This is a genomic window from Halomonas sp. GXIMD04776, from assembly GCF_049808615.1.
In the GTDB taxonomy this organism is placed as follows: domain Bacteria; phylum Pseudomonadota; class Gammaproteobacteria; order Pseudomonadales; family Halomonadaceae; genus Modicisalibacter.
Window position 1 is genome coordinate 1 of the sequence record NZ_JBNCAN010000006.1, and the last position, 23,738, is coordinate 23,738.

General features: G+C 60.8%; 22 protein-coding genes. 11 read left to right on the forward strand and 11 right to left on the reverse strand.

Features of this window, described 5'->3' with window-relative positions:
• The 4 genes from ACPF7Z_RS05250 to ACPF7Z_RS05265 all read right to left on the reverse strand — a co-directional run.
• On the reverse strand, positions 1-533 hold a 533-nt coding region (locus ACPF7Z_RS05250; RefSeq protein WP_425192133.1), incomplete at its 3' end, for a hypothetical protein.
• A gap of 274 nt (positions 534-807) precedes the next feature.
• A complete protein-coding gene (locus ACPF7Z_RS05255) occupies positions 808-1,227 on the reverse strand; it encodes a VOC family protein (RefSeq protein ID WP_425192134.1) in 420 nt (139 codons plus the stop codon).
• A gap of 120 nt (positions 1,228-1,347) precedes the next feature.
• Positions 1,348-3,921, reverse strand: coding sequence for a heavy metal translocating P-type ATPase (locus tag ACPF7Z_RS05260; RefSeq protein ID WP_425192135.1), 2,574 nt, complete (start codon positions 3,919-3,921; stop codon positions 1,348-1,350).
• On the reverse strand, positions 3,921-4,367 hold the full coding sequence (locus ACPF7Z_RS05265; protein ID WP_425192137.1) for a MerR family transcriptional regulator: 447 nt from the start codon (positions 4,365-4,367) through the stop codon (positions 3,921-3,923). Before ACPF7Z_RS05265 ends, ACPF7Z_RS05260 begins: the two co-directional genes overlap by 1 nt.
• A 278-nt stretch (positions 4,368-4,645) precedes the next feature.
• Here ACPF7Z_RS05265 and ACPF7Z_RS05270 point away from each other — a divergent pair, with 278 nt between their 5' ends.
• Entirely contained in the window at positions 4,646-5,977 is a 1,332-nt protein-coding gene (locus ACPF7Z_RS05270) for an OmpP1/FadL family transporter (RefSeq protein WP_425192138.1), read from the forward strand.
• A gap of 70 nt (positions 5,978-6,047) precedes the next feature.
• On the opposite strand, the gene ACPF7Z_RS05275 is transcribed toward ACPF7Z_RS05270, so the two are convergent.
• From ACPF7Z_RS05275 to ACPF7Z_RS05295, 5 genes are all read right to left on the reverse strand, one after another.
• Complete coding sequence (locus ACPF7Z_RS05275; RefSeq protein WP_425192139.1) at positions 6,048-7,643, reverse strand: ABC transporter ATP-binding protein; 1,596 nt, start codon at positions 7,641-7,643, stop codon at positions 6,048-6,050.
• Positions 7,644-7,711: 68 nt separating this feature from the next.
• Positions 7,712-8,653: an ABC transporter permease gene (locus tag ACPF7Z_RS05280; RefSeq protein WP_425192140.1), complete on the reverse strand. Its 942-nt coding sequence runs from the start codon at positions 8,651-8,653 to the stop codon at positions 7,712-7,714.
• Between the two features lie 5 nt (positions 8,654-8,658).
• Positions 8,659-9,585, reverse strand: a complete 927-nt coding sequence (gene oppB / locus ACPF7Z_RS05285) for an oligopeptide ABC transporter permease OppB (RefSeq protein WP_425192141.1) — start codon at positions 9,583-9,585, stop codon at positions 8,659-8,661.
• 69 nt (positions 9,586-9,654) lie between these two features.
• Positions 9,655-11,229: a peptide ABC transporter substrate-binding protein gene (locus tag ACPF7Z_RS05290; RefSeq protein WP_425192142.1), complete on the reverse strand. Its 1,575-nt coding sequence runs from the start codon at positions 11,227-11,229 to the stop codon at positions 9,655-9,657.
• Positions 11,229-12,812, reverse strand: a complete 1,584-nt coding sequence (locus ACPF7Z_RS05295) for a peptide ABC transporter substrate-binding protein (protein ID WP_425192143.1) — start codon at positions 12,810-12,812, stop codon at positions 11,229-11,231. Before ACPF7Z_RS05295 ends, ACPF7Z_RS05290 begins: the two co-directional genes overlap by 1 nt.
• A 303-nt stretch (positions 12,813-13,115) precedes the next feature.
• On the opposite strand from ACPF7Z_RS05295, the gene prfB reads away from it, so the two are divergent.
• From prfB to rimI, 6 genes are all read left to right on the forward strand, one after another.
• Positions 13,116-14,214, forward strand: a protein-coding gene (prfB, locus tag ACPF7Z_RS05300) for a peptide chain release factor 2 (protein WP_425192144.1) whose coding sequence is annotated in 2 segments (ribosomal slippage) — positions 13,116-13,190 and positions 13,192-14,214 — 1,098 coding nt in all. Because the reading frame shifts where the segments join, the coding sequence is not laid out codon by codon here.
• A 176-nt stretch (positions 14,215-14,390) separates the two neighbouring features.
• A complete protein-coding gene (gene lysS / locus ACPF7Z_RS05305; protein ID WP_425192145.1) occupies positions 14,391-15,911 on the forward strand; it encodes a lysine--tRNA ligase in 1,521 nt (506 codons plus the stop codon).
• Positions 15,912-16,147: 236 nt separating this feature from the next.
• Complete coding sequence (locus tag ACPF7Z_RS05310) at positions 16,148-16,534, forward strand: hypothetical protein (RefSeq protein ID WP_425192146.1); 387 nt, start codon at positions 16,148-16,150, stop codon at positions 16,532-16,534.
• 308 nt (positions 16,535-16,842) lie between these two features.
• On the forward strand, positions 16,843-17,151 hold the full coding sequence (locus tag ACPF7Z_RS05315; protein WP_425192292.1) for a BolA family protein: 309 nt from the start codon (positions 16,843-16,845) through the stop codon (positions 17,149-17,151).
• On the forward strand, positions 17,151-18,050 hold the full coding sequence (locus ACPF7Z_RS05320) for a hypothetical protein (RefSeq protein ID WP_425192147.1): 900 nt from the start codon (positions 17,151-17,153) through the stop codon (positions 18,048-18,050). The genes ACPF7Z_RS05315 and ACPF7Z_RS05320 overlap by 1 nt, the downstream gene beginning before the upstream one ends.
• Positions 18,034-18,501, forward strand: a complete 468-nt coding sequence (gene rimI / locus ACPF7Z_RS05325; protein ID WP_425192148.1) for a ribosomal protein S18-alanine N-acetyltransferase — start codon at positions 18,034-18,036, stop codon at positions 18,499-18,501. Before ACPF7Z_RS05320 ends, rimI begins: the two co-directional genes overlap by 17 nt.
• A 34-nt stretch (positions 18,502-18,535) precedes the next feature.
• On the opposite strand, the gene zapB is transcribed toward rimI, so the two are convergent.
• Positions 18,536-18,745: a cell division protein ZapB gene (zapB, locus tag ACPF7Z_RS05330; protein ID WP_425192149.1), complete on the reverse strand. Its 210-nt coding sequence runs from the start codon at positions 18,743-18,745 to the stop codon at positions 18,536-18,538.
• 68 nt (positions 18,746-18,813) lie between these two features.
• Positions 18,814-19,473, reverse strand: coding sequence for a 16S rRNA (guanine(966)-N(2))-methyltransferase RsmD (rsmD, locus tag ACPF7Z_RS05335; RefSeq protein WP_425192150.1), 660 nt, complete (start codon positions 19,471-19,473; stop codon positions 18,814-18,816).
• A gap of 106 nt (positions 19,474-19,579) precedes the next feature.
• Between rsmD and ftsY the strand changes: the two genes are divergently transcribed.
• The 4 genes from ftsY (at position 19,580) to rpoH (ending at position 23,718) form a co-directional block, all read left to right on the forward strand.
• Positions 19,580-21,028 (forward strand): signal recognition particle-docking protein FtsY, encoded by a 1,449-nt coding sequence (gene ftsY, locus ACPF7Z_RS05340; protein WP_425192151.1) that lies wholly within the window; start codon positions 19,580-19,582, stop codon positions 21,026-21,028.
• On the forward strand, positions 21,025-21,705 hold the full coding sequence (ftsE, locus tag ACPF7Z_RS05345; protein ID WP_425192152.1) for a cell division ATP-binding protein FtsE: 681 nt from the start codon (positions 21,025-21,027) through the stop codon (positions 21,703-21,705). The genes ftsY and ftsE overlap by 4 nt, the downstream gene beginning before the upstream one ends.
• The gene (gene ftsX / locus ACPF7Z_RS05350; RefSeq protein WP_425192153.1) at positions 21,702-22,697 is read left to right on the forward strand and encodes a permease-like cell division protein FtsX; all 996 of its coding nucleotides are present in this window, start codon (positions 21,702-21,704) and stop codon (positions 22,695-22,697) included. Before ftsE ends, ftsX begins: the two co-directional genes overlap by 4 nt.
• A gap of 154 nt (positions 22,698-22,851) precedes the next feature.
• Complete coding sequence (gene rpoH, locus ACPF7Z_RS05355; RefSeq protein WP_425192154.1) at positions 22,852-23,718, forward strand: RNA polymerase sigma factor RpoH; 867 nt, start codon at positions 22,852-22,854, stop codon at positions 23,716-23,718.
• Positions 23,719-23,738: the final 20 nt, after the last annotated feature.

Sequence of the window (23,738 nt, forward strand, 5' to 3'; positions counted from 1 at the left end):
GGATCGAAACGTGCCCAGTCACCGCGTTCGACGTTGTAGCCGTGGATGAACAGGGTGGCGTTGTGGCCGGCCAGGCGCAGCTGCTCGAGCTGATCGTCGCTCAGCCGGTCCACCTCGCCGTCTGCGAGTGGGGCATGCAGATCCACCAGGATCGGCGGCGGCAGATAGGTGGCGACCACCGTGGTCTCGTTCATCACCGCCAGGGCTTCCGGGGCGCTTAGCCCCGCCGCGACCGGATGCACCGGCACCTCGTCGATGGCGACCAGATGGTGCCCCGGGGCGTTCAGCAATTGCCAGGCGAAGGGACCGGCGAGCACGCCATAGTGGTGGCTGATGCCGTGCTCGTCGGTCTTGCCCGGGTAGCGGCGCTGGCGAGCGTCGCGCACCTCGACCTCGATGCCGGCGGGAAGTGGCCGCCCCAGGGTGTCCTGGTGCTCGAGGGTGACGAAGACCTGGGAGACGCATTCGGCCTGGTAGATCGCGCCGCTGCCATTCTGGCAACTGGGCTGAAAGGGAAGATCGAGATTGTTCATGAATTTGTTTCTTCTAGCACTGACGTGGCCTATTTCTCAAGAAATAGGTAAGAATGTCCTTGTGAACCTCGCTTTCTATGCAGGAAACGCGCCAATGTAAGATTAGTTTTTTATAAAACAACGTATTGAAGTTTTTTGTCTTGAAAGATTAAGCAAAATTAGGCAATAAGTTGCCCGAATCGAGCAAGATTTTGCCCAGACAGGCAATATCTTGCTCGATTTTCAAGGGTAGGTTTGCGGCGGGTAAATAGAGAGCAGGCTTCGACGTACGGCCTCAATAATTCGGCCATACTCCCGGCGTCGCCAGCTCCAGAAGATGCCCGTCCGGATCGCGAAAATAGAGGCTCTCGCCGCCACGGGGCCAGTGGGTGCGACCTTCGATCTCGACGCCATGCGCCACGAGGCGCTTCTCCCAGGGCGCGAGCTGGTCGGCGTCGATGGCAAGCGCCATGTGCACCCTCCCCTGGCCATCGTGAGGCGGGATGGTGCCCATGTCCCGGGGCAGGACGACCGTCTCCAGGGTCTCGCCCTGCAGGAACAGCAACAACACGCTGCTGCGTCCGACATCGTAGGCGGTGAAGCGATGATCCGCAGTAAAAGCCGCAAGCCCCATCACCTTTTCGAAGAAGGCGCGGGCACGCGGCATATCCTCGACGTAGAGCGCCGTCTCCAGTACCCCGTTGAGCGTTGGCATGCCGTTCTCCTGCCGCTGTTTTCTGCTTTCAGCCTAGACAATGTCGCTAGCGTCTGGCCAACCAGAACCACCACACGATCAGCGCGATCAGCGCCAGGCCGCCGAGATTGACCAGCCAGCTCATGACATTACCTCCTGTTGGCGTTGCTGTGGTGCCTGGGGCGATTTTCCGTATTGCGCCGAGGTCTTGAACAGCCGCAGCCGGTTGGCGTTGCTGACCACGGTGACCGAGGAGAGCGACATGGCGGCCCCGGCGATCACCGGCGAGAGCAGGGCGCCGGTGAAAGGGTACAGAAGACCGGCGGCGATGGGGATGCACAGGGCGTTGTAGCCGAAGGCGCCCCACAGGTTCTGCTTGATGTTGCTCAGGGTGGCACGGCTCAATTCGATGGCATCGGCGATGCCGTGCAGCGAGCCGCGCATCAGCGTGATGCCGGCGCTCTCGATGGCCACGTCGGTGCCCTGGCCGATGGCGAAGCCCACATCGGCTCGCGCCAGGGCCGGGGCGTCGTTGATGCCGTCGCCGACCATGCCGACCACCTCGCCGTTCGCCTGGCGGCGTTCGATCTCCGCGTGCTTGTCCTCCGGCATCAGTTCCGCCCGATAATCGTCGATGCCGACTTCCCGTGCGATGGCGGCGGCGGTATGGGCGTTGTCGCCGGTGAGCATGACGATCCTGAGGCCATCTTCCTGCAGGCGCTTGACCGCGGCCACGGTGTCCGAGCGCAGCGGATCGCTGACGCCGAAGATCGCCGTCAGGCGCTCATCCACGGCGAGATAGATGACCGTGCGCGCCTGCTCTTCGAGGCGCCGGGCGATCTCGTTGCCGGCCTTCAGGTTGATGCCCGCCTCGCTCAACAGCTTCGCGTTGCCCAGGCGCAGGAAGTGACCATCACGTGTTTTTGCCGTGACCCCGCGCCCGGTGACGCTCTCAAAGGCGTCGATCCGGGCGGCCGTGGCGCCCTGCGACTCGGCATATTCCATGAGTGCCGCCGCCAGGGGGTGCTCGGAGCCCTGTTCCAGGGCGGCTACCAGCCCCAGCGCCTCGTGGGTGTCGCCCTCGAGAACCTCCGCCTCGGTGACCCTCGGCTTGCCTTCCGTCAGGGTGCCGGTCTTGTCCACCACCAGGGTGGTGAGCTTGCTGGCGGTCTGCAGTGCTTCGCCGCTTCTTACCAGCACGCCGTGCTCCGCGGCCTTGCCCACACCGATCATGGTCGAGATCGGCGTCGCCAGACCCAGGGCACAGGGGCAGGCGATGATCAGCACCGTGGTAGCGGTGACCAGCATATGGGTCAGCGCCGGCGCCGGGCCGAAATTGAACCAGATCAACGCGGTGATCACGGCGATGATCATCACGCTGGGCACGAAGATCGCCGAGACCTGGTCCGCCAGCTTGCCGATGGGCGGACGCGAGTTCTGTGCCTTGGCCACCTGTTCGGTGATCTGGCCCAGCCGGGTATCGTCGCCGACCCGAGTGGCGCGATACACCAGGCCGCCGCGGCCGTTGACCGTCCCCGCGCTGACCTCGTCGCCGACTCGCTTGGACACCGGATCGGGCTCTCCGGTCAGCATGGATTCATCGATATAGCTCGAGCCTTCCACCACATCGCCGTCCACCGGCAGCCGTTCCCCGGGGCGTACCCGGAGTTGGTCGCCTTCGCGTACCTCGTCGATATTGATTTCCTGCTCCTGGCCGTCGCGAATCACCCGTGCCGTCTTGCTCTGCAGGTCCAGCAGGCGCTTCAGGGCGTCGCTGGTGCGGCCCTTGGCCTTCAACTCCAGGGCCTGACCCAGCAGGATCAGGCCGATGACCATGGCCGAGGCTTCGAAATAGATGCCTCGGGCTACTTCGGGCAGCCAGGCGGAAAACAGCACCACCACCATGGAATAGAGCCAGGCGGCGCCGGTGCCCAGGGCGATCAGGGTATCCATGTTGGCCTGGTGATGGGTGAAGGTCTTCCAGGCATTGACGAAGAAATGCCGTCCCGGGCCGGCCAGTACCCCCAGGCTCAGGGCCCCGATCACCAGCCAGAATAGCTTGCCCCAGCCTTGGGGCTGAGGATGGAAGATGAACATCAGGATCATCAGCGGCACCCCCAGGGCAAGGGCCATCAGGCTGCCCCGCAGGCGCTTCCTATACTCCCGGGCGTCCTGCTCCTGCTTGGTCTGCTGGGCCTGGCGCAGATCCTCGATGGTGCTGGCGCCATAGCCCACGTCTTCCACCGCCTTGATCAATTGCTCGGGGGTGGCGCTGCCTCGAACCTCGGCGGTGTGATTGCCGAAGTTGACCTGGGCATGGCTCACGCCGGGGACCGCATTCAGAGCCTTCTGCACCGTATTGACGCAGCCGGCGCAGGTCATGCCGGAAATCGACAGCCTCTGAGCCGGCTTTCCTGTTCTCGCTGGCTCCGATGGCGATTCGGCTGTTGGCGAATCGGGCGCCGTGGGCGATGCCTCCTGCTCGCTATCGGGCTCGCCGGGTTCGCCGCTATCGGCGGGGTAGCCGGCCTCCTCGAGCAGGACATCGACACGCTCTCCCGAGAGGGTCGTGTTGATCTCGACGCGCTTCTCGTCGGGATAGCCGGTGACCTCGGCCTGGGCGTCCTGAGTCTGGACGGTACGACGAATCTTGCTGACGCAACCCTGGCAGCTGATGCCGGGTACCTGGCGTTGATAATGAAAAGAGGCGTTCATCAGTGTTCTCCCAAGGTGCGAGCGTCGACGGTTGCCGAATGGTCGTCGGGCAGGCTCTCAATCAGTCGGCACAGGCTGTGGCCGTCAGGCGTGCCGTCCGGCATGTTCTGCCAGGTGACCAGGGCCTGCTCCATGCGCTCGGCCAATGCCTGGAGCTCGGCGATGCGAGCCTGAATCTGCGGCAGCCGGCTGGCCAGCAGGTCGCGTACCAGCGGGCAGGGCGAGTCGCCGTGGTCGGCGTGGCCGAGGATCTCCGCGATCTCGCGTACGCTGAATCCCAGGGTGCGCGCTCGCTGAATGAAGCGCAGCCGATTGAGGGAGTCGCTGTCGTAGAGCTGGTAGCCGTTGTCCGGGTCTCGACGGGGTTGCAGCAACCCCTCCCGGGTATAGTGGCGTACCGTCTCGGCGGTGACGCCGGCGCTCTTTGCCAGTTCGCCGACTTTCATGGCATGCCTCCAATAAAGAGTTTCATCTAACAGATACTCTAAAACCTTTGCCTAACACAAAGGTCAAGGAGAGGATGTCCCTGCCATTAGAGGTGTGGGGGGTTCACCTTGGAGCGGCATGAAGACGGCTCTACTACTAATTGACTAATCGCTAAATGATTGAAACGGACGTTTGACCTTGACTTGTTTATTGGGATGAGTGACAACCCTTCAAGTATCTCGTTATCCGCCGATAACACGACAATAACGACTCTCTTCACGGGAACAGGACAGGTACCATGCAAAACAAGATCAACAAGCTGACCCTCGCGATTGCCGCAGCCGCCGCGGCGCTCTCTTCACAAGCCATGGCCGGGGGGTTCCAGCTCAACGAGCAGAGTGTCAGCGGCCAAGGCTATAGTCACGCCGGTCGCAGCTCCAACGTTCAGGATGCGACCATCGTCTTCGGCAATCCGGCGGGCATGTCGTTTCTCGATCGCGCTCAGGTGACTGGCGGGGCGACCTATCTGAACGTCAATAGCGATATCGACAATGTTGAGTCGAGTACTTCCATCGACTCGGGGGTCGCTCAAGGTGGCACGCCCAATGGCGTCCAATTCCCGCTGGGGCCGGTATCCGGCAGTAGTGACGGCGATATGGTGCCAGGCACCGCCGTGCCTTTTGCCTTTTACGCACAACCACTTTCCGAGAAAGTACATTTCGGCTTTGGTGTTTACGCGCCTTTCGGCTCCAAGACCGATTATGAAGACGATTTTCAGGGACGCTATTTCGGCAATTACACCGAAGTCAAGGTGATCAGTGCCCAGCCGACGCTGTCCTACAAGATCAACGATCAATTGGCGATTGGCGCCGGGGTCACCTACAACCAGGTGGAAGGGGAGTTGAGAAGACAGCTTCCCACGTCCGCGGCCTTCAGCTCAGAAGGCGATATCGATGCGCGTGTCGATGGTGACGATGATGCCTGGGGCTACAATGTCGGCATCATCTATCGTCCCGTGCCGGAAACCACCCTCGGACTGACCTATCGCTCCAAGGTGGATTACACCCTCGAGGGGGACTTCGAGGCGATCGCCCCCGGTGGCAATGTCGTGCGCGCTGACGATGCGACCCTGGATCTGACCACGCCGGAGACCGTCAACTTCTCGGTGACGCAGCAGATGACCGATCGGCTGGAGCTGATGTTCGGCGCATCCTGGGCACGCTGGAGCCGCTTCGAACGGATTCTCGTCGAGGGCAGTCAGGGCGATACCATTACCAATGAGGAGCAAAACTACGCCAATGCCTGGAACTTTGCGGTAGGCGCCCAGTATCAGTTGAATCCGCAATGGGTGTTGCGGACCGGGCTTGCTCTCGACAACACGCCGACCAACGACGAGGATCGCAGTGTCCGGATTCCCTCGGATGATCGCCGTATCTTCTCGCTCGGCGCCGGCTGGACCCCGGTTCCGGATCTGACCGTCGATCTGGCCTACTCCTATCTCACCGAGCGGGGCACGAGCATTAGCCAGTCGCGTGATGACTCCTTGAATGAACTGGGCTCTGTCTCCTACAGCGCCGATTACAAGAACGAAGCCCACGGTTTCGGCGCCCAGGCGACTTACCGCTTCTGATCAATCACTAAAACTTGACAGCATTGAAACCCGGTCTCGTGCCGGGTTTTTCAATATTGGTCGGTGGATCTTAGGCCACATCCGCCATGAAGGCCGCCTGCATCAGCTCCCGGGTATAGGATTCCTGGGGATTGTCGAACAACGCCTGGGTCGTGCCCTGCTCGACGACCAGGCCCTCCTTCATTACCAGTACGCTGTCGGCGAGTGCCCGCACCACCGCCAGATCGTGGCTGATGAAGAGATAGGTCAGATCGTGCTTGAGCTGCAGCTCGCGTAGCAGGTCGATCACCGTGGCCTGTACCGAGCGATCCAGCGCCGAGGTGGGTTCGTCGAGCAGCAGGAACTCCGGCTTGAGCACCAAGGCGCGGGCGATGGCGATGCGCTGGCGCTGGCCGCCGGAAAATTCATGGGGATAGCGCTTGCGCATGGCCGGGTCCAGCGCGACTTCCTTGAGCGCCTCCTGCACCCGCTGATCCCGCTCGGCACGCTTGAGTTCCGGATGATGCACGCGAAGACCTTCGCCGATGATCTCGCCGACGGTCAGGCGCGGCGACAGGGAGCCGAAAGGGTCCTGAAATACCACCTGCATACGCTTGCGCAGGGGGCGCATGGCTGCCGCCTCCAGATGGGCAATGTCGCTGTCGTCGAAACGGATCTCGCCGCGGCTCTTGAGCAGACGCAGCAGGGCGCGACCCAGGGTCGATTTGCCGGAGCCGGATTCGCCGACGATGCCCAGGGTCTGACCGCGCTTCAAGGTCACGTCGATGCCGCGCACGGCTTCGAAATAGTCATTGTGGCCGAACCAGCGACGCTTGGTGGTGAAGCGTACCTGGACATGGTTGGCTTCAAGTAATACCGGGCTATCGTCGGGTACCGGTGCCTTGCTGCCGCTGGGTTCGGCATCGATCAAGGCACGGGTGTAGTCGTGGTGTGGGTTGGTGAAGACCTCTCCTGTTTTGCCCTGTTCGAGGAGTTCGCCCTGGCGCATCACGCAGACCCGGTCGGCAAAGTGGCGCACGATACCCAGGTCGTGGGTGATGAACAGGATCGCCATGCCATAGCGCTGCTGTAATTCCTTGAGCAGCCTCAGGATCTGTGCCTGCACGGTGACATCCAGGGCCGTGGTGGGCTCATCCGCAATCAGCAATTCCGGCTCGCAGGCGAGCGCCATGGCGATCATCACCCGCTGACGCTGGCCGCCGGAAAGCTCGTAAGGATAGCTCTTCATTCGTCGCGCCGGCTCGGGGATGCCGACCTGCTCGAGCAGATCGATCACCTTGGTCTTGGCCCGCTTACCGCGCAGGCCGCGATGCAGGCGCAGCACCTCCCCGATCTGATCGCCGATACGGTGCAGGGGGTTGAGGGAGGTCATGGGCTCCTGGAAGATCGTGGCGATACGGTCCCCGCGAAGCTCGCGCATGCGTCGGTTGGAAGCATCAAGCAGGTTCTCGCCGTGAAAGCGGATCGCACCGCGAATACCGGCCAGTTCCGGCAGCAAACGCAGGATGGCGGTGCTGGTCACCGACTTGCCGGAGCCGGACTCCCCGACCAAGGCCAGGGTCTCGCCCTCCTTGATGCTCAGGCTGACATTCTTGACCGCCGACACATCGCCATCCGGAAGATGGAAATCGACACATAGGTCGTCGATTTCGAGTAGTGAGGTCATGACAGAATCCTGGTGGAGATCGAAAAATTGACGAGCAAAATATAGGTAAGCACAGGCTTTTCATCCCTCTAGCGGGTCTTGGGATCAAGGGCGTCTCTCAGCCCATCGCCCAGGAAGTTGAGGCAGAACAGCGTCAGTGCCAGGAACACCGCCGGGACCAGTAGCATCCAGGGGGCACTTTGCATCATGTCGGTGCCCTCGCTGATCAGTACGCCCCAACTGGTCAAGGGTTCCTGCACGCCGAGGCCAAGAAACGACAGGAAGCTTTCGAGCAGGATCACCTTGGGCACGGTGAGGGTGACGTAGACGATCACCGGGCCGATGGCATTGGGAATCATATGGCGGGTGATGATGGCGCGGTTGCTGACCCCGAGGGCATGGGCGGCCTCGACGAACTCCCGGCGCTTGAGCCCCAGGGTCTGGCCGCGCACGATGCGCGCCATGTCGAGCCACTCCACCGCGCCGATGGCGGCATAGATCAGGAAAATATTGCGCCCAAACACCACCATCAGCAGGATCACCAGGAACATGAAGGGCAGGGAATACATGATGTCGACGAAGCGCATCATCAGATTGTCGGTGCGCCCCCCTACATAGCCCGAGACGGCGCCGTAAAGCACGCCGATCACCAGGCTGACCAGGGTGGCGACCAAGGCCACCGAGAGCGACACACGCCCGCCGTAGAGGGTGCGGGCGAGCAGGTCGCGGCCGTTGGCATCAGTGCCGAGAAAATGACCGCCTTCCAGGGTGGGCGCGACGTTGAAGGCGCTCCAGTCCACCTCCGCCAGGCCCCAAGGCAGCAGATAGGGACCGACGAGACAGGCAAGGGCGATCACGATCAGAAGCCACAGGCTGGCCATGGCCGCCTTGTTCTGCTTGAGGCGCCGCCAGGCCTCCCGGCCCAGGCTCTGGCCTTTTTCGTCGGCCGCGCTTGGGTCAGGTTGAGACGGCGGGTTGGGGCTGCCTGCGGGGAGATTTTCGCCGCTGTAAGGAGTGGTGTCAGTGGTCATGGGCATCAGTCGTCATAGCGGATTTGCGGATCGAGCACCGAATAGAGCAGGTCGACGATCAGATTGAGCAGCACGATCAGGGCGCCGTAGAACACGACCGTGCCCATCACCAGGGTGTAGTCGCGATTCAGCGCGGCCTGGACGAAATAGCGCCCGATACCGGGAATGCCGAAGATCTGCTCGATGACCACCGAGCCGGTGATGATCCCGGCGATGGCCGGTCCCAGATAGGAGAGCACCGGCAAAAGCGCCGGTTGCAGCGCATGACGCAGGATCACCTTGGACTCGGAGAGGCCCTTGGCCCGGGCGGTACGAATGAAGTGGCTGCCCAGCACCTCGATCATCGAGGCGCGCATCATGCGGGCAATATAGGCGATCTGCTGGATCGACAGTGCGATCACCGGCAACACCATGTTCTGCCAGGCACCGCCGTTCCAGCCCCCCACCGGCAGCCAGGCGAGAGTGACGCCGAAGACCAGCGCCAGAATGGGGGCGATGACGAAGTTGGGCACGGCGATACCGGCCAACGCCGTGCCCATCACCGCATAGTCCACAGCGGTATTGCGCTTTAGGGCGGCAACTACGCCGAGAGGTAAACCGATCATCAGGGCCAGTAGAATCGCCCAGAAGCCCAGCTCCAGACTGACCGGGAAACCCTGGGCGATCAGATCCGTGACGGAGAAATCCTTGTATTTGAAAGAGGGGCCGAAGTCGCCCTGCAGCAGATTGCCCATGTAGCGCAGGTATTGCATGGGCAGGGGCTCGTCGAGATGATAGGCGGCCATCAGGTTGGCCTCTATCTCCGGCGGGAGCTGGCGCTCGCCATCAAAGGGGCCACCCGGTGCGATGCGCATCAGGAAAAACGAGAGGGTGATGACGATCAGCAGCGTCGGGATCGCCATCAGCAGGCGCTTGAGAATATAGCTCAGCATGTGGCGATCCTTCGCGGTAAAAGGGGGCGCTGGCGGCTGTGATAGGGACGATGACAGTAGCGCAAGGGACTAGTCCTCTATGTTGATGTAGCGAAGCGGATGGACGTCGGTCGGTGTGGTCTGCCAACCGCTGATTCGTGGCGACACCAGGTGGGTGCTCACATAGTCGTACAGCGGCAGTAGCGCATAATCATCGAGCAGACGCTGTTCGGCCTGGGTCATCAGAGCGGCGCGCTTGTCTTCGTCGAGCTCTCGGGTGCTCTGTTCGACCAGAGCGTCGTAGCGGCCGTCCTGATAGCCGCTGCTCTTGCGCGCCGAGCCACCTTGAGCGTAGGCATTGAGAAAATCGTAGGGGTCGTCGACCGTAGCAACCATGCCGTAGCGGGCAACTTGAAACTGACCTTGATTGACGGTCGAGAAATGCACCGCAGCCTCGGCATTGATCAGCTCCACGTTGACACCCAGCTCTTTCCACATGGCCGCCACCGCGACGGCGATCTTCTTGTGATCCTCCAGAGTGTTGTAACGCAGCGTCAGATTCAGCGGTCGCTCCGGACCGTAACCCGCCTCCGTCATCAGCTGCTTGGCCCGGGCTTGGCGTTTCTCCATCGGCCAGTCCGCGAAAGACATCTTGCCTTGTGTGCCGCCGGCGGTGGCACGGGGCACGTACCAGTACGCCGAGCGTTGGCCCATGTCGAGAATCTGCTGGGTGATCACATCTCGGCGCACCACCAGATTGAGCGCCTCGCGAACGCGCTTGTCCGCCAGCGGCTGACCCTCGCGCAGGTTGAACATGTAGAAGTACTCGGCTATCAGAGGGCCGACACGCAGGGCATCGCCAAGGTTGTCCTCGACCCAGGAGAAGCGCGATGCAGGAACGCTGGAATAGGCGATATCCAATGCCCCGGTGCGGAAACGGTTGAGTGCTGAACCGGTATCTTCAATGGGATAAAACACCACGCCGTCGAGGGATACCTCATCGGCAGCGTAAAAGTGTGGATTCTTGGCAACCACGATGCGCTCCTGAGGGCGCCACTCTTCGAGAGTGAAGGCACCGCTCGAGACCATGCGCCCCGAGTCGGTCCAGTCATCGCCCTGGGCTTCAAGAGCGTGCTCCGGCAGCGGTGCGGCTTCGCTCATCGCCAGTGCCTGCAGGAAATAGGCCGTGGGTTCGCTCAGATGGATGATCAGGGTGTGATCGCCGATGGCCTCCGCCCCGAGCGTGGACGGATCGGCGTTGCCGGTATTGATCGCCCGCCCATTGCGGATCGCGTAATAGAGCGTGGCGTTGTTGTTGGCGGTCGCGGGGGTCAGTAGCCGGCGCAGGGCGAAGACCGCATCATCAGCGGTGATCGGGACTCCGTCGGACCATTTGGCGCCACGCAGCTTGAACCTATAGGTCCTGCCATCGTCGCTGATCTGCCAGGACTCGGCCAGGCTCGGCACCAGGCTGCCATCGGCGGCGTACCCGATCAGACGATCGAACAGCGCCCGGGTGATCCGCGTCTCCCAGGTGCCATTGACCTTCTGGGGATCCAGGGTGCCGGGTTCGGCGCCGTTACCGACCCGCAGCGTAGCGCCTTGCACTACGCTGCTCATGGTCAGTGCCATCAAGCCCAGGCATATCTGACGACGAAAAGACATCACTCTTCGAAGCTGATCCAGCGCGACGGATGATCATCGGAGACGTTATCCTCCCAACCGGTGAGCTTGGGATTCACCAGATTGCGCGAAACATAATAGAGCAGCGGCACCAGGGCGTAGTCGTTCATGGCAAGCTGCTCCGCCTGCTCCAGAACCTTCTCGCGCTCCTCGGCGTCCAGGGTGGTGGAGGCCTTGTCCAGCAGCGCGTCGTACTCCGGATTGGAATAGGCACCGTAATTGTTGCCGACGCCGCTACGTAGCAGGGTCAGGAAGTTCTCGGCGTCGTTGTAGTCGGCGATCCAGCCCGCCCGGGCCACGTCGAAGTCGCCCTGAGCGATGGTCTGATAGTGTACCGTGGCCTCGGAATTGACCATCTCGACGTTGACCCCCAGCGGGCGCCACATGGCGGCCATGGCCACGGCAATCTTCTTGTGCTCATCCGAGGTGTTGTAGCGCAGTCGGAGGTTAAGCGGATTGTTCGGGCCGTAGCCGGCGTCTTCGAGTAGTTTCTTGGCCTTCGCCATGCGCGCGTCCATGTCCTCGCTCAGCTTCATGGTCTGCACATCGTAGTTGTCGGTGCCCTTGGGCACGAAGGACTGTGAGGGCAGGAAGGTGCCGGCCATGATTTGCTTGGAGATCACGTTGCGCCGTGCCGCCAGGTTCAGCGCCTCGCGCACCCGCTTGTCTGCGGTGGGACGCCCCTCGCGATGATTGAGCACATAGTAGTAGGAGCCCAGATACGGGGCCATGTGGGTGGCGTCGGGCAGATTCTCTTTCAGCCATTGATAGCGGCTCGAGGGATAGTCGCGCAGGATGTCGAGCTCTCCGGCGCGAAAGCGCGAGATGCCCGCATTACGATCTTCCGTGGTGTGGTAGTTGACCTGATCAAGGGCGACCTGATCGGCCTCGTAGTACTCGGGATTCCTGACCGCCGTGATACGCGACTGCGAGACCCACTCGGTGGGTATGAAGGCGCCGTTGGTGGCGATGTTGTCGAGTTTCATCCAGCGGTCACCGTACTCCTCGGCGGTGTGCTTCGGCGCCGGATAGGCAGTGTAGTGGGTCAGGAGCTGAATGAAGTAGGGCGTCGGCGAATTGAGAGTGACCTCGAAGGTCTTGCCGTCATTGAGCGACTTCACGCCCAGCGCTTCGAGGGGCTTGTCGCCGACGTTGACCGCCTTGGCATTGACCACCGGGTAGAGCATGTAGGCATATTTGGAAGCGTTCTGCGGGTCGAGCATATTGCGCCAGCCGAACACGAAGTCCTCGGCGGTGACCGGCTCGCCGTCGGACCACTTGGCGCCTTCACGCATCTGGAAGGTATAGGTCTTGCCATCCTCGGAGACGTCCCAGGAGGTTGCCATGCCCGGCAGGATTTCCCCGTCTGGTGCCTTCTTGACCAGGCCTTCGTAGACGTCCATCAGCACTTGGGATTCCCACACCCCGCCAGAGACCTGGGAGGCATCGAAGGAGGCAAGCTCGCCCATGACGCCAAGATCCAGGGTCTGGGCGTAGCCAGGGAAGGCGGCAAGACTTGAAGAGAGCGCCAAGGCGCCGAGAAGCGAACGTCGAAAGGGTAGCATGGTGTCATCCTTGTTGATGTTGTCCTAAAGACACTCGTCAGTAAGTTCGTACTGACAAAGACTTGTCTTTTCTAATCTTCTCTCTTCAGAAACATGGTTGTCTATGGCGAATGTGCCACAGGGTATTCCACTATCGTAGTACATTTCTGGTAGTAAAAATCGCTGTGAGCGCGATTGGCGAATGCCGGTGACGCGGTACGCAGGATGACGGTCAAGCGCCGGTTGGCTACAATGGACCGCCTTTGACCCGTCTTTTGATACGCCTTTTGATACGTTCATGCGGCACGCTAAAACAGGATCACCATGCAAGAGATCAATCCGATCAATAACCTCATCAAGGACCTGTCCGAACGGACGGATGTCCTGAGGGGGTATCTTTGACTATGCCGAAAAGAAAGACCGGCTAGAGGAAGTCACACGAGAACTCGAGAATCCCGATGTCTGGAACGATCCGGACTACGCTCAGAAACTGGGCAAGGAGCGCGCTCGCCTGGAACAGATCGTTGCCACCATCGATGAACTCGATCAAGGGCTGACCGACAATGCCGATCTGCTCGAGCTGGCGGTGATGGAAGAGGATGAAGGCACCGTCGAGGAGGTCAGCAAGGAGCTTGGCCAACTCGAGGCAGCGCTGGAGAAGCTCGAATTCCGGCGCATGTTCGCCGGCGAGATGGATGCCAATAACGCCTATCTCGATATCCAGGCCGGCTCCGGCGGTACCGAGGCCCAGGATTGGGGCAACATGCTGTTGCGTATGTACTTACGCTGGGCCGAACACCACGGCTTCAAAGCCGATATCGTCGAACTCTCCGCCGGTGAGGTGGCGGGCATCAAGTCGGCGACGGTCCATGTTCAAGGCGATTATGCCTTTGGCTGGCTGCGTACCGAGACCGGGGTGCATCGTCTGGTACGCAAAAGCCCCTTCGATTCCGGCGGGCGCCGGCACACGTCCTTTGCCTCGGTATTCCTGTCGCCGGAGATCGATGACAGCTTCGAGGTCGATATCAACCCAGCGGACCTGCGCACCGACACCTATCGCTCCAGCGGCGCCGGCGGTCAGCATGTCAATACCACGGATTCGGCGGTGCGGATCACCCATGAGCCTAGCGGTATCGTGGTCTCCTGCCAGAGTCAGCGTAGTCAGCACGCCAACCGCGATTTCGCAATGAAACAGCTCAAGGCGAAGTTGTGGGAACTGGAAATGCAAAAGCGCAACGAGGCCAAGCAGCAGGCCGAGGACAGCAAGTCGGATATCGGCTGGGGCAGCCAGATTCGCTCCTACGTGCTCGACGATCAGCGCATCAAGGATCTGCGCACCGGGGTGCAGACCAGCAATTGCGAGAAGGTCCTCGACGGTGACCTGGACCAGTTCATCGTGGCCAGCTTGAAACAAGGGTTGTAGAACCTGTTGCGCTTGCCGAATACCGCGTTGGACCTCGCCTCAAAATGCTCATTGACACCCCAGTCAACTGCGCTTTCTCGCCGAGGTCCGCCTTGTCTCGGCGGCGCTCACGACGGTTCCGAGAGTTTGGATGGAACAGTTTTCGTATTTGAGACTTTTTACTCACAGGCAGAGCAATGGCGAATCAGGATTCCCCTCAGCAGGATGAAAACCATCTGATCGCGGAGCGCCGGGCCAAGCTGGCCGCGCGTCGCGAGCGGGCCGCCGAGCAGGGCGGCAGTGCCTTTCCCAACGACTTTCGCCGCGACAGCCTGGCGGCCGAGTTGCAAGCGGAGTTGGGGGAATTCGACAAGGCCGAGCTGGAGAGCCGCAATCGTCAGGCCGCGGTGGCCGGGCGTATTCTCAGAAAGCGCGGTCCGTTCCTGGTGATTCAGGACGTTTCGGGTCAGATTCAGCTCTATGTCGGCAAGAAGGGATTGCCGGACGAGGTGCTCGAAGACATCAAAGGCTGGGACATCGGAGATATCGTCGCCGCGCGTGGACCGGTACACAAGTCCGGCAAGGGCGATTTGTACGTGATGATGATCGAGGCGAAGCTGTTGACCAAGAGTCTGCGCCCGCTACCGGACAAGTTTCATGGTCTGACCGACATGGAGGCGCGCTATCGCCAGCGCTATGTGGATCTGATCATGAATCCGGACTCTCGGCGTGCCTTCGAGGTGCGCGCCGGAGTGATCTCGTCGATTCGTCGCTTCTTCGAGGCACGGGGTTTCATGGAGGTCGAGACGCCGATGCTGCAGCCGATCCCCGGCGGTGCGGTGGCGCGTCCATTCATTACGCACCACAATGCGCTGGACATCGATATGTACCTGCGCATCGCGCCGGAACTGTATCTCAAGCGTCTGGTGGTAGGCGGCTTCGAACGGGTCTTCGAGATCAATCGCAACTTCCGTAACGAAGGGTTGTCGACCCGGCACAATCCCGAGTTCACCATGCTGGAATTCTACTGGGCCTATGCGGACTATCATGATCTTCTCGATCTCACCGAGGAGATGGTTCGCCAGGTTGCGCAGGAAGTATTGAATACCAGTGTATTGACCTATCAGGGCACCGAGTATGACCTCGGTCAGCCGTTTAAGCGTCTGACAATGCGCCAGGCGATTCTCGAGCACGGCGGGCAGTTGGATCAGCCCATCGGGGAGAGCGATATCGATCTCTTCGATGCGGCCCAAGCCACTGCCAGGCGTCTGGGAATCGCGGTCAAGGAAGGTTGGGGACTGGGCAAGCTGCAGACCGAGATCTTCGAGGAGGTCGCCGAATCGAAGCTCGACCAGCCGACCTTCATCACCGAATATCCGGCCGAGGTCAGCCCGCTAGCACGACGCAACGACGCCAACCCCTTTGTCACGGATCGCTTCGAGTTCTTCGTTGGCGGCCGCGAGATTGCCAATGGCTTCTCGGAGCTCAATGATGCCGAGGATCAGGTGGAACGCTTCAAGGCTCAGGTAGCCGAGAAGGACGCCGGCGATCTGGAGGCGATGTATTATGATGCGGACTATGTGCGCGCGCTGGAATACGGCTTGCCGCCGACCGCGGGGGAAGGCATCGGCATCGACCGGTTGGTGATGCTGTTTACCGATAGCCCGTCGATTCGGGATGTGTTGCTGTTCCCGGCTATGCGCCCCGAGGTGGAGTGAAAGGGCTGCGCTTGTCTACGGATTGATTATTGGCTTGGGGCAGGGCGTCGCGAACACGCTGTGAACCCCTCCTTGGGCGCTCCTTTTTTCATCCCTGAAAAAAGAGGTTCGCTTTGCACGGCCCCAAGCCGCCAAGAGTTTGATCAATCTTGTCGTTGGACGATGGTAACCCGTTGCACTTGCGCCCATAATGAGCATCGTTTCGATGTCGAGGCGCGTATGTCGAGGAGAGTCCGATGAAACTGCTCAACCGCTCAGCCCTGAGCGTCAAGCCCACCCAGGCGTTCGTCGACTGGATCAACTCGCTGGAACCCACGGTCGGCGACGATGATCTGACTCTCGATGATATTGATCGCGAAAGCACTGTTTATCTGATTCCCGAGATGGACAGTCCGGAAGCGCTTTCCGCCTTTGTGCGCGAACGCCACACGGAAATTCTTGAGAGCGAGCTGCGTGCCTGGGAAGAGGACGAGCGCCAGTGGCCGGAAACTCACGACTGGTCGCTGTTCCAACGCTTTCTCCGAGTCGAGTACAGCTTTCTGGCGGTCGATCTGGATGACGAAACCCCGCTGGAGATTGCCGAAATAGACGATGCGCTGCTGCTGGATGCGGAGCAGGACTAACGACGCCAGGTCAACCTGTTTTGTGAACAACGGCCTTCAGTTCCTAGCCCGGTCTTGCCGGGCTTCCTCATGTTTCGAACCGACTTTTCGGAACAAGATCCAGTCTTGTGTCTGCTTAGAACTCTGGTGGCAACCCTGGCAACGTGCATATCGCCTTATGGCTAGGAGTGGCCGTCTTGCTGATGGCATTGCTCGGTGCGTGGCAAAGAGACCGTGGGCAAGTCATCGTCCGGAGTGGAATGAGGCGTTACAATGAGGCTTCTCAAAGCGCCAAACAATGGATGGCCAAGCGAATGGAGGTCGATTCCATGAGTGTTCAGGCACGTATCGAAGACAAGCTGCAGACGCTCGATCCCGACTATCTTACGGTCGAGAATGAAAGCCATATGCACAGCGTACCACCCAATTCCGAGGCGCATTTCAAGGTAACCCTGTCTTCATCGCGTTTTCAGGGGCTGATGCCCGTCAAGCGCCATCAACAGATCTATGCTGTCCTGGCCGACGAATTGGCAGGGCCGGTGCATGCGCTGGCGTTGCATCTGTACACGCCTCAGGAGTGGGCCGCTCGGGGTGGTGCCAGCCCCGACTCTCCCAACTGCCGTGGTGGTGGTCGCTAGTGATCGGCGAACCGCAGCGTTCGCAATATCTCGAGGCCATGGGCTTGACCGCCTGGGTCAGTCGTTATCGGCTGCCCAATGCGGCGCCCACGCTGCAGTGCGAGTGGCTCGAGCCCGAGACGCCGCTGATTCAACCTCCGGCTCAGCGCCTACAGGCATTGCTTGGTCAGGCGTCGCGCGAAGAGGCACCGCTCAAGGGAGGCCAGGAGCAGCCTGTATCGTCACCGGCAGCATCAACCTCGTCAGCCTTATCCCCGGCCTTGCCACCGCGTCATGCACGGCGTGCTCGGGCGTTGCTTGGTGACAGTAACGATGACGGCGATGAGGTGATTGAATCCAGCGCCAAGCCATCCTCGGGTGGCGTGCCCACCGACGCTGCGAATGCCGTCAACCAGGCGACTCAATCGTCTCTACGCTTTTCGTTACAGATTGCCGCCCTGGATGGTCGTTGGTTGGTGATGTTACCAGGGCGTGCGTCGGTAGCTGGCTTGGCCAGGAATCTGTTGAATAATCTTCTGCAGGCGGCGCATATCACCCCGGGCACGGCACTCGACTTCCAGGCCTTCGATTGGCCGATGATGGAAGGATTGCCCGTCGAGACACCGTTGGAAGAGGCGCAGGATGGACTGCGCGCCTTCGTCGAGGGTCGTCGTCGGCGTGGCTGGCGGCCCGAGCGCCTGTTGATTTTTGGTCAGGATGACACCCTGAACACGGTGCTGGATTTGCAGGGTCGATATTGTCGCTTGCTGGACGTTCCCGGCTGGCAAGGCCCGTCGTTACAGTCGCTCTCTCAATCCGTGGATGAAAAGCGTGCATTGTGGCCGCTGCTGATCGAATGGCGCCAGGCTTGGCATGAGGCTGCGCAAGGCGCGCAGGGTGGCGATGACGCTGCGACTTGAGCCGTTGACATCGCAATGGCTGGCTCGCGTGGTTGAAATCGAGAACGCCGGTCAGCTACAACCCTGGACCCGTACCCAGTTTCGGCAGGCTTTCGAGGATGAGCGTGCTATCCTCTGGGGCGCCTTCGAAGACGACGCTCTGGTCGCCTATGCCTTGCTTTACCGGCTTCCGTTCGACGCCGAACTGCAGGCCATTGCCGTCATTCCTGAAGTGCGCCGTCGCGGTATCGCCCAGGCATTGCTCGAACGGCTAGTCGCGGAGGCGAATTGCTGGAACAATGAGCGTCTGTTACTCGAGGTCAGAGCCTCGAACCAGGCCGCGTACAAACTGTATGAGAAGCAGGGATTCAAGCTGGACGGGAGACGGCGCGGCTACTATCGCGACCTGGATGGGCGATGGGAGGATGCACTGCTGATGTCACGCCGTCTTGCCACCGCCGGCGCTTCATGATGCCAGCGGTGATTGCAGGCGGGGAGCCAAAGTATCAGGAAAAGCTACTTTCACTGCTCTCCATGGTTTCCAGTTCGCGGAATTTCTCCAGCAAGCCGTTCAGACGCCGCTCCCACTCTTGATGTTCCTGTTTGAGGCGGGCGTTTTCTTCGCGCAGCTCTTCGCTTTCCATCTTCAGCATCTCGAGCGATTCGACCGCGTTGGTGACCTTCTGCTCCAGCTGATTGAAGAGTTCGTTGCTCATCCTGTTCTCCTGATGTCTTGCTGTTCGCTTACTGTTTTTACTGGGGGTTGCGGCGCAGGTTTCAGCCGTCAGCCTACGCTGCGGTGATGGTCTCGGCAAGCGTCGCCGGATGGCGACGCGGTGCGTCGAAACAGCCGGCCACGGCTGTCTCCCGCCGTCACCTCGCGATGCAGCCTCCAGGTGTTCGGCACCTCCAGCGCCAGCTGCGCTTCGGTCTCGACGTAGATCCAGGCGTGATCACCGAGCCAGCCCTGTCCTTCGAGCAAAAGGCAGATATCTTGAGCCAGGTTAAGGCGGAAGGGCGGGTCGAGAAAGACGATATCGAAAGGACGTGGCGCGGCGTTCAAAAAGGTGATTGCGTTGCGGGTGATCACTTGCCCTGCCGCATCGAGCGTCTTCAGGTTCGCTTCGATGGCGCGTGCCACGCCGCCATCGGCTTCGACAAACAGAGCCTCCCGCGCTCCCCGGGAGAGTGCTTCCAGACCCAGCGCCCCGGTGCCGGCAAACAAGTCGAGTACATGGCGACCCGTCAACTCGAAGGCCAGCCAGTTGAATAGCGTTTCACGCACGCGGTCCGGTGTCGGGCGCAGGCCTGGGCTATCCGGTACCGGTAGCAAACGGCGGCGAAACTTGCCGCCGATGATGCGCAGCTTACCGCCGCTCCTGCCACGGGAGCTGGCCGGAGCGCTACGATTAGGGCGGGAAGTGGAAGAACGACGTCGACTCATGATCGACGGATTGTACGGCGGGCTTATCAGCAGTGCTAGTCCACAGCGATAGTGCACAGTGGTAGGATATTGCCATTATTCATCTTTCAACTGACAGAATTCGCCCATGTTCGGTTTTTTCAAGCGCAAGAGAAAGCAGGAATCCGACCAGCAGGACGCGCTGGAATCCCAAACGACCGACGCCGAAGCGCAAGAAAGCGAGGCGGGCGTCGCCGCCCGAGAGGCGGTACAGGAGCTTGATCCCAATACTGTGCAGACCGCCGAGTATCAGCCGGATACATTGGAGCGCAAGGCTGCGCAGGAAGCGCTCGATGATGACGATCTGATACCGGGAGAGGCGCGCAGTGCCCTGGATGAGGAGCCGTTGGATGCCTCCGCCGAGGAGTTGGTCCATGAGGCGCCTCGTCCCGATGCGGACGCCCCGGCTGCCGATGAATCCGTCGCACCCATAGAAGATGATGCCAAGGCCGAGGTGCTGGCCCAGGCCGCCGACGAGGCTCAGGAAGAACTTCAGGAGCAAGCCGGCACCGACCCGGCGAGTGACGTTCCGATCTCTGCCAGACAGGATGCCAGTGCGGCCACGCCGCCGGTTCAGGACAAGCCCCGCGCGGAGAAGCAGGGCTGGTTCGCCCGTATCAAGTCGGGGCTGGGCAAGACGCGAGCCAATCTCACCGATGGTCTCGCCGATCTTTTTCTGGGCAGGAAGCAGATCGACGATGAACTCATGGAAGATCTCGAAACCCAGTTATTGATGGCGGATGTGGGCATCGAGGCCACCAGCGACATCATCGACAATCTTTCGGCGCGGGTATCGCGCAAGGAACTCAAGGACCCGCAGGCGCTGTACCGTGCCCTGCAGGAAGAGCTGACCGGTTTGCTGGCGCCGGTGGCCAGGCCACTGACATTGCCGCCCAAGGGAGAGGGCCCCTTCGTCATCCTGATGGTGGGTGTCAACGGCGTGGGCAAGACCACCACCATCGGCAAGCTGACCAAGCGATTTCAGGCGGAAGGGCGCAGCGTGATGCTGGCTGCCGGTGATACCTTCCGTGCCGCTGCCGTCGAGCAGTTGAAGGTGTGGGGTGAACGCAACAAGGTGCCGGTGGTGGCTCAGCATACCGGCGCCGACAGCGCCTCGGTGATCTATGACGCGCTGGCGGCGGCCAAGGCCCGTAAGATCGATGTCCTGATTGCCGATACCGCCGGTCGACTGCATAACAAGGGTCATCTGATGGAAGAGCTCAAGAAGGTGCGCCGGGTGATGGCGAAGCTGGACGACTCCGCGCCTCAGGAGGTGATGCTGGTGCTTGATGCCGGTACCGGACAGAACGCCCTCGCCCAGGCCAGCACCTTCGACGAAGCGATCCCGGTGACCGGTATCATCCTGACCAAGCTCGATGGCACGGCCAAGGGTGGCATCATCTTCGCGCTGGCCAAGCAGAAGGCGACGCCGATCCGATTCATCGGCGTGGGCGAAACCCTGGATGATCTGCGTCCCTTCGCGGCGGATGACTTTGTGGCGGCGCTGTTTTCCGGTGATGACGAGAGCGCTGGATGATCCGTTTCGAGCATGTCGGCAAGCGTTACGGTGGGCGTTTCGATGCCTTGGCCAATATCGATTTCCAGATTCGACGTGGTGAGATGGTCTTTCTCACCGGCCATTCCGGGGCCGGTAAGAGTTCGTTGCTGCGCCTGCTCATGCGGCTCGAACGTCCTTCCCGAGGGCGGGTAATGGTCGCCGGTCACGATATCGATCGCTTGCATACCAGTCAGATCCCCTTCTATCGTCGCCAGATCGGCGTGGTCTTTCAGGATCACCAGCTACTGTTCGATCGCGATGTCTTCGCCAATGTAGCGCTACCTCTGCAAATCCAGGGAGTGGAGCCTTACGAGTCGGCTCGACGTGTGCGCGCGGCACTGGACAAGGTGGGCTTGCTGCACCGTGAAAAAGCCTTGCCCATCGAGCTTTCGGGAGGTGAGCAACAACGCATCGGTATTGCCCGAGCCGTGGTCAACAAGCCGGCGCTACTGCTTGCCGATGAGCCCACCGGCAACCTGGACCCGCAACTGTCCGCCGACATCATGCGTCTGTTCGAGGACTTCAACCGCATCGGCACCACGATCATGATTGCCAGCCATGATCTGGCCCTGATCGCGCGGTTGCATCACCGAGTATTGAGGCTTCGTGAGGGACGCCTGGTGGGTGATGACAACAGCGCCGAGGAGGCACCATGAGCGCTGCCAAGCCACGTCAGCCAGAGAGCCGAACGACATCGCGGCGAGGTGCGCGTAGTCAGCGTACCGGCATCGACAGCCGGGTAAGGGCCTGGGCACGCCACCATCGCGCCATGGCACTTGACAGTATGCGGCGTTTGATTCGACGCCCCCTGGGCAGTCTGATGACCATGTTGGCGATCGGCATCGCACTGATTCTACCCAGCGCCCTATGGCTGACTCTGGATAGCGCGCGGTTGCTCGACGCTGGGCTCGAGGATAGCGCGAGCCTGACGGTTTATCTCGATACCGAGATGGAGGAAGGTGAGGCCATGTCGGTGGCAGACACGCTACGCGACTATCCCCAGGTCGCGGCGGCACGCCTGGTGACAGCGGCAGAAGGCATGGCTGAATTCGAGCAGGCGCTGGGACTCGAGGATGCCTTGATGCGGCTCGATGCGAACCCGTTGCCGGCCAGCGTGGTCGTCACACCGCTGGATACCTCGCCGCAAGCGGTGCATGAACTGGGCGAACGACTCGAGGAGGCCGCGGGAGTCGATGAGGTGCGTCTCGACCTGGCCTGGCTCGAACGTCTGCGTCGTCTGGCAGAGCTGGGACAGCGCCTGACCCTGGCGCTGGGGGTGCTGTTTGGTTTCGGCGTATTGTTGATCGTCGGCAATACCATCCGCCTGTCCGTCGAGAACCGTCGCCAGGAGATTGAAGTTGTCACCTTGATTGGCGCGACCCATGCCTTCGTGCGTCGACCGTTTCTTTATAGTGGCGCCTGGTATGGCTTGGGCGGTGGACTGCTGGCCTGGTTGTTACTAGGATTGGGTGGGCAATGGTTGTCTGCGCCGGTACAGGCCCTGGCTCAAAGTTATGGCGCTCATTTCGCGGTGCCGCGACTTGATTGGGAAGGCTCGGCAGCCTTGCTGATTTCGAGTACACTACTGGGCTGGTTGGGTGGCTGGATGGCCGTGAATCGTCATCTGAAAGAAATACGACCGCGCTAGATTGGCAAATGCGCGTCCGCCGTACCCGCCAGGGAGGGAACTTCGTTCACTATTTGCGGTCCTAGTTCTCGAAGTATTATGTTAGGAGTCTAATGATTATTCCGGTCAACCGATCATGGTTACCTATTATTGAGCCAACATGGAGACACCCTGCATGAGCACCAGTCTTCAGCCTATTGGCCAGCTTTCACCGGGCCAGGACCTGAATGGCTATATTCAAGCGGTCAACGGCATTGCCGTGCTCACCGCGGATGAAGAGCGTGAGCTGGCGTTTCGCCTGCATGAGAATAACGACCTGGAGGCTGCGCGGCGTCTGGTCATGTCGCACCTGCGTTTCGTGGTGCACATTGCCCGCAGCTATTCCGGCTATGGTCTACCCCAGGCCGATCTGATCCAGGAAGGCAACGTGGGTCTGATGAAGGCGGTCAAGCGGTTCGATCCGCATCAGGGCGTGCGCCTGGTCTCTTTTGCCGTGCACTGGATCAAGGCCGAAATTCACGAGTTCGTGCTGCGCAATTGGCGCATCGTCAAGGTTGCGACCACCAAGGCTCAGCGCAAGCTGTTCTTCAACCTGCGCAGCGCCAAGAAGCGGCTTGCCTGGCTCAATGGCGATGAAGTCGATGCCATTGCCAAGGATCTCAACGTGAAGCCCGAGGTGGTGCGCGAAATGGAGGGTCGTCTTTCGGCCTTCGATGCCGGCTTCGATGCCTCTCCTTCCGAGGAAGAGGATCAGGGCTATCAGGCGCCGGTGCACTATCTTGACGATGGTCGCTATGATCCAGCGACGCAGCTCGAGGACAACGACTGGGAAGAAGATTCCTCACGCCGACTCCAGACGGCCCTGGCGAGTCTGGATGAGCGTTCCCGGGATATTTTGAGCAGTCGCTGGCTGACCGAGAACAAGTCTACCTTGCACGAACTGGCCGATACCTACGGTGTTTCCGCCGAACGTATTCGCCAGCTCGAGAAGAACGCCATGAAGAAGATTCGCCAGCAATTGGGCGATTCAATGGTGGCCTGAGCCTGAGGCATCGTCGCCAC

Bases quoted from the DNA above. Each gene is read 5' to 3' on its own strand.
- ftsE (WP_425192152.1), top strand. From the start codon at position 21,025: ATGATCCGTTTCGAGCATGTCGGCAAGCGTTACGGTGGGCGTTTCGAT.
- ACPF7Z_RS05255 (WP_425192134.1), bottom strand. From the start codon at position 1,227: ATGCCAACGCTCAACGGGGTACTGGAGACGGCGCTCTACGTCGAGGAT.
- ftsY (WP_425192151.1), top strand. From the start codon at position 19,580: ATGTTCGGTTTTTTCAAGCGCAAGAGAAAGCAGGAATCCGACCAGCAG.
- ACPF7Z_RS05275 (WP_425192139.1), bottom strand. From the start codon at position 7,643: ATGACCTCACTACTCGAAATCGACGACCTATGTGTCGATTTCCATCTT.
- ACPF7Z_RS05290 (WP_425192142.1), bottom strand. From the start codon at position 11,229: ATGTCTTTTCGTCGTCAGATATGCCTGGGCTTGATGGCACTGACCATG.
- zapB (WP_425192149.1), bottom strand. From the start codon at position 18,745: ATGAGCAACGAACTCTTCAATCAGCTGGAGCAGAAGGTCACCAACGCG.
- rsmD (WP_425192150.1), bottom strand. From the start codon at position 19,473: ATGAGTCGACGTCGTTCTTCCACTTCCCGCCCTAATCGTAGCGCTCCG.
- oppB (WP_425192141.1), bottom strand. From the start codon at position 9,585: ATGCTGAGCTATATTCTCAAGCGCCTGCTGATGGCGATCCCGACGCTG.
- ftsX (WP_425192153.1), top strand. From the start codon at position 21,702: ATGAGCGCTGCCAAGCCACGTCAGCCAGAGAGCCGAACGACATCGCGG.
- ACPF7Z_RS05315 (WP_425192292.1), top strand. From the start codon at position 16,843: ATGAGTGTTCAGGCACGTATCGAAGACAAGCTGCAGACGCTCGATCCC.
- ACPF7Z_RS05280 (WP_425192140.1), bottom strand. From the start codon at position 8,653: ATGACCACTGACACCACTCCTTACAGCGGCGAAAATCTCCCCGCAGGC.
- ACPF7Z_RS05295 (WP_425192143.1), bottom strand. From the start codon at position 12,812: ATGCTACCCTTTCGACGTTCGCTTCTCGGCGCCTTGGCGCTCTCTTCA.
- rpoH (WP_425192154.1), top strand. From the start codon at position 22,852: ATGAGCACCAGTCTTCAGCCTATTGGCCAGCTTTCACCGGGCCAGGAC.
- rimI (WP_425192148.1), top strand. From the start codon at position 18,034: ATGACGCTGCGACTTGAGCCGTTGACATCGCAATGGCTGGCTCGCGTG.
- ACPF7Z_RS05270 (WP_425192138.1), top strand. From the start codon at position 4,646: ATGCAAAACAAGATCAACAAGCTGACCCTCGCGATTGCCGCAGCCGCC.
- lysS (WP_425192145.1), top strand. From the start codon at position 14,391: ATGGCGAATCAGGATTCCCCTCAGCAGGATGAAAACCATCTGATCGCG.
- ACPF7Z_RS05310 (WP_425192146.1), top strand. From the start codon at position 16,148: ATGAAACTGCTCAACCGCTCAGCCCTGAGCGTCAAGCCCACCCAGGCG.
- ACPF7Z_RS05265 (WP_425192137.1), bottom strand. From the start codon at position 4,367: ATGAAAGTCGGCGAACTGGCAAAGAGCGCCGGCGTCACCGCCGAGACG.
- ACPF7Z_RS05260 (WP_425192135.1), bottom strand. From the start codon at position 3,921: ATGAACGCCTCTTTTCATTATCAACGCCAGGTACCCGGCATCAGCTGC.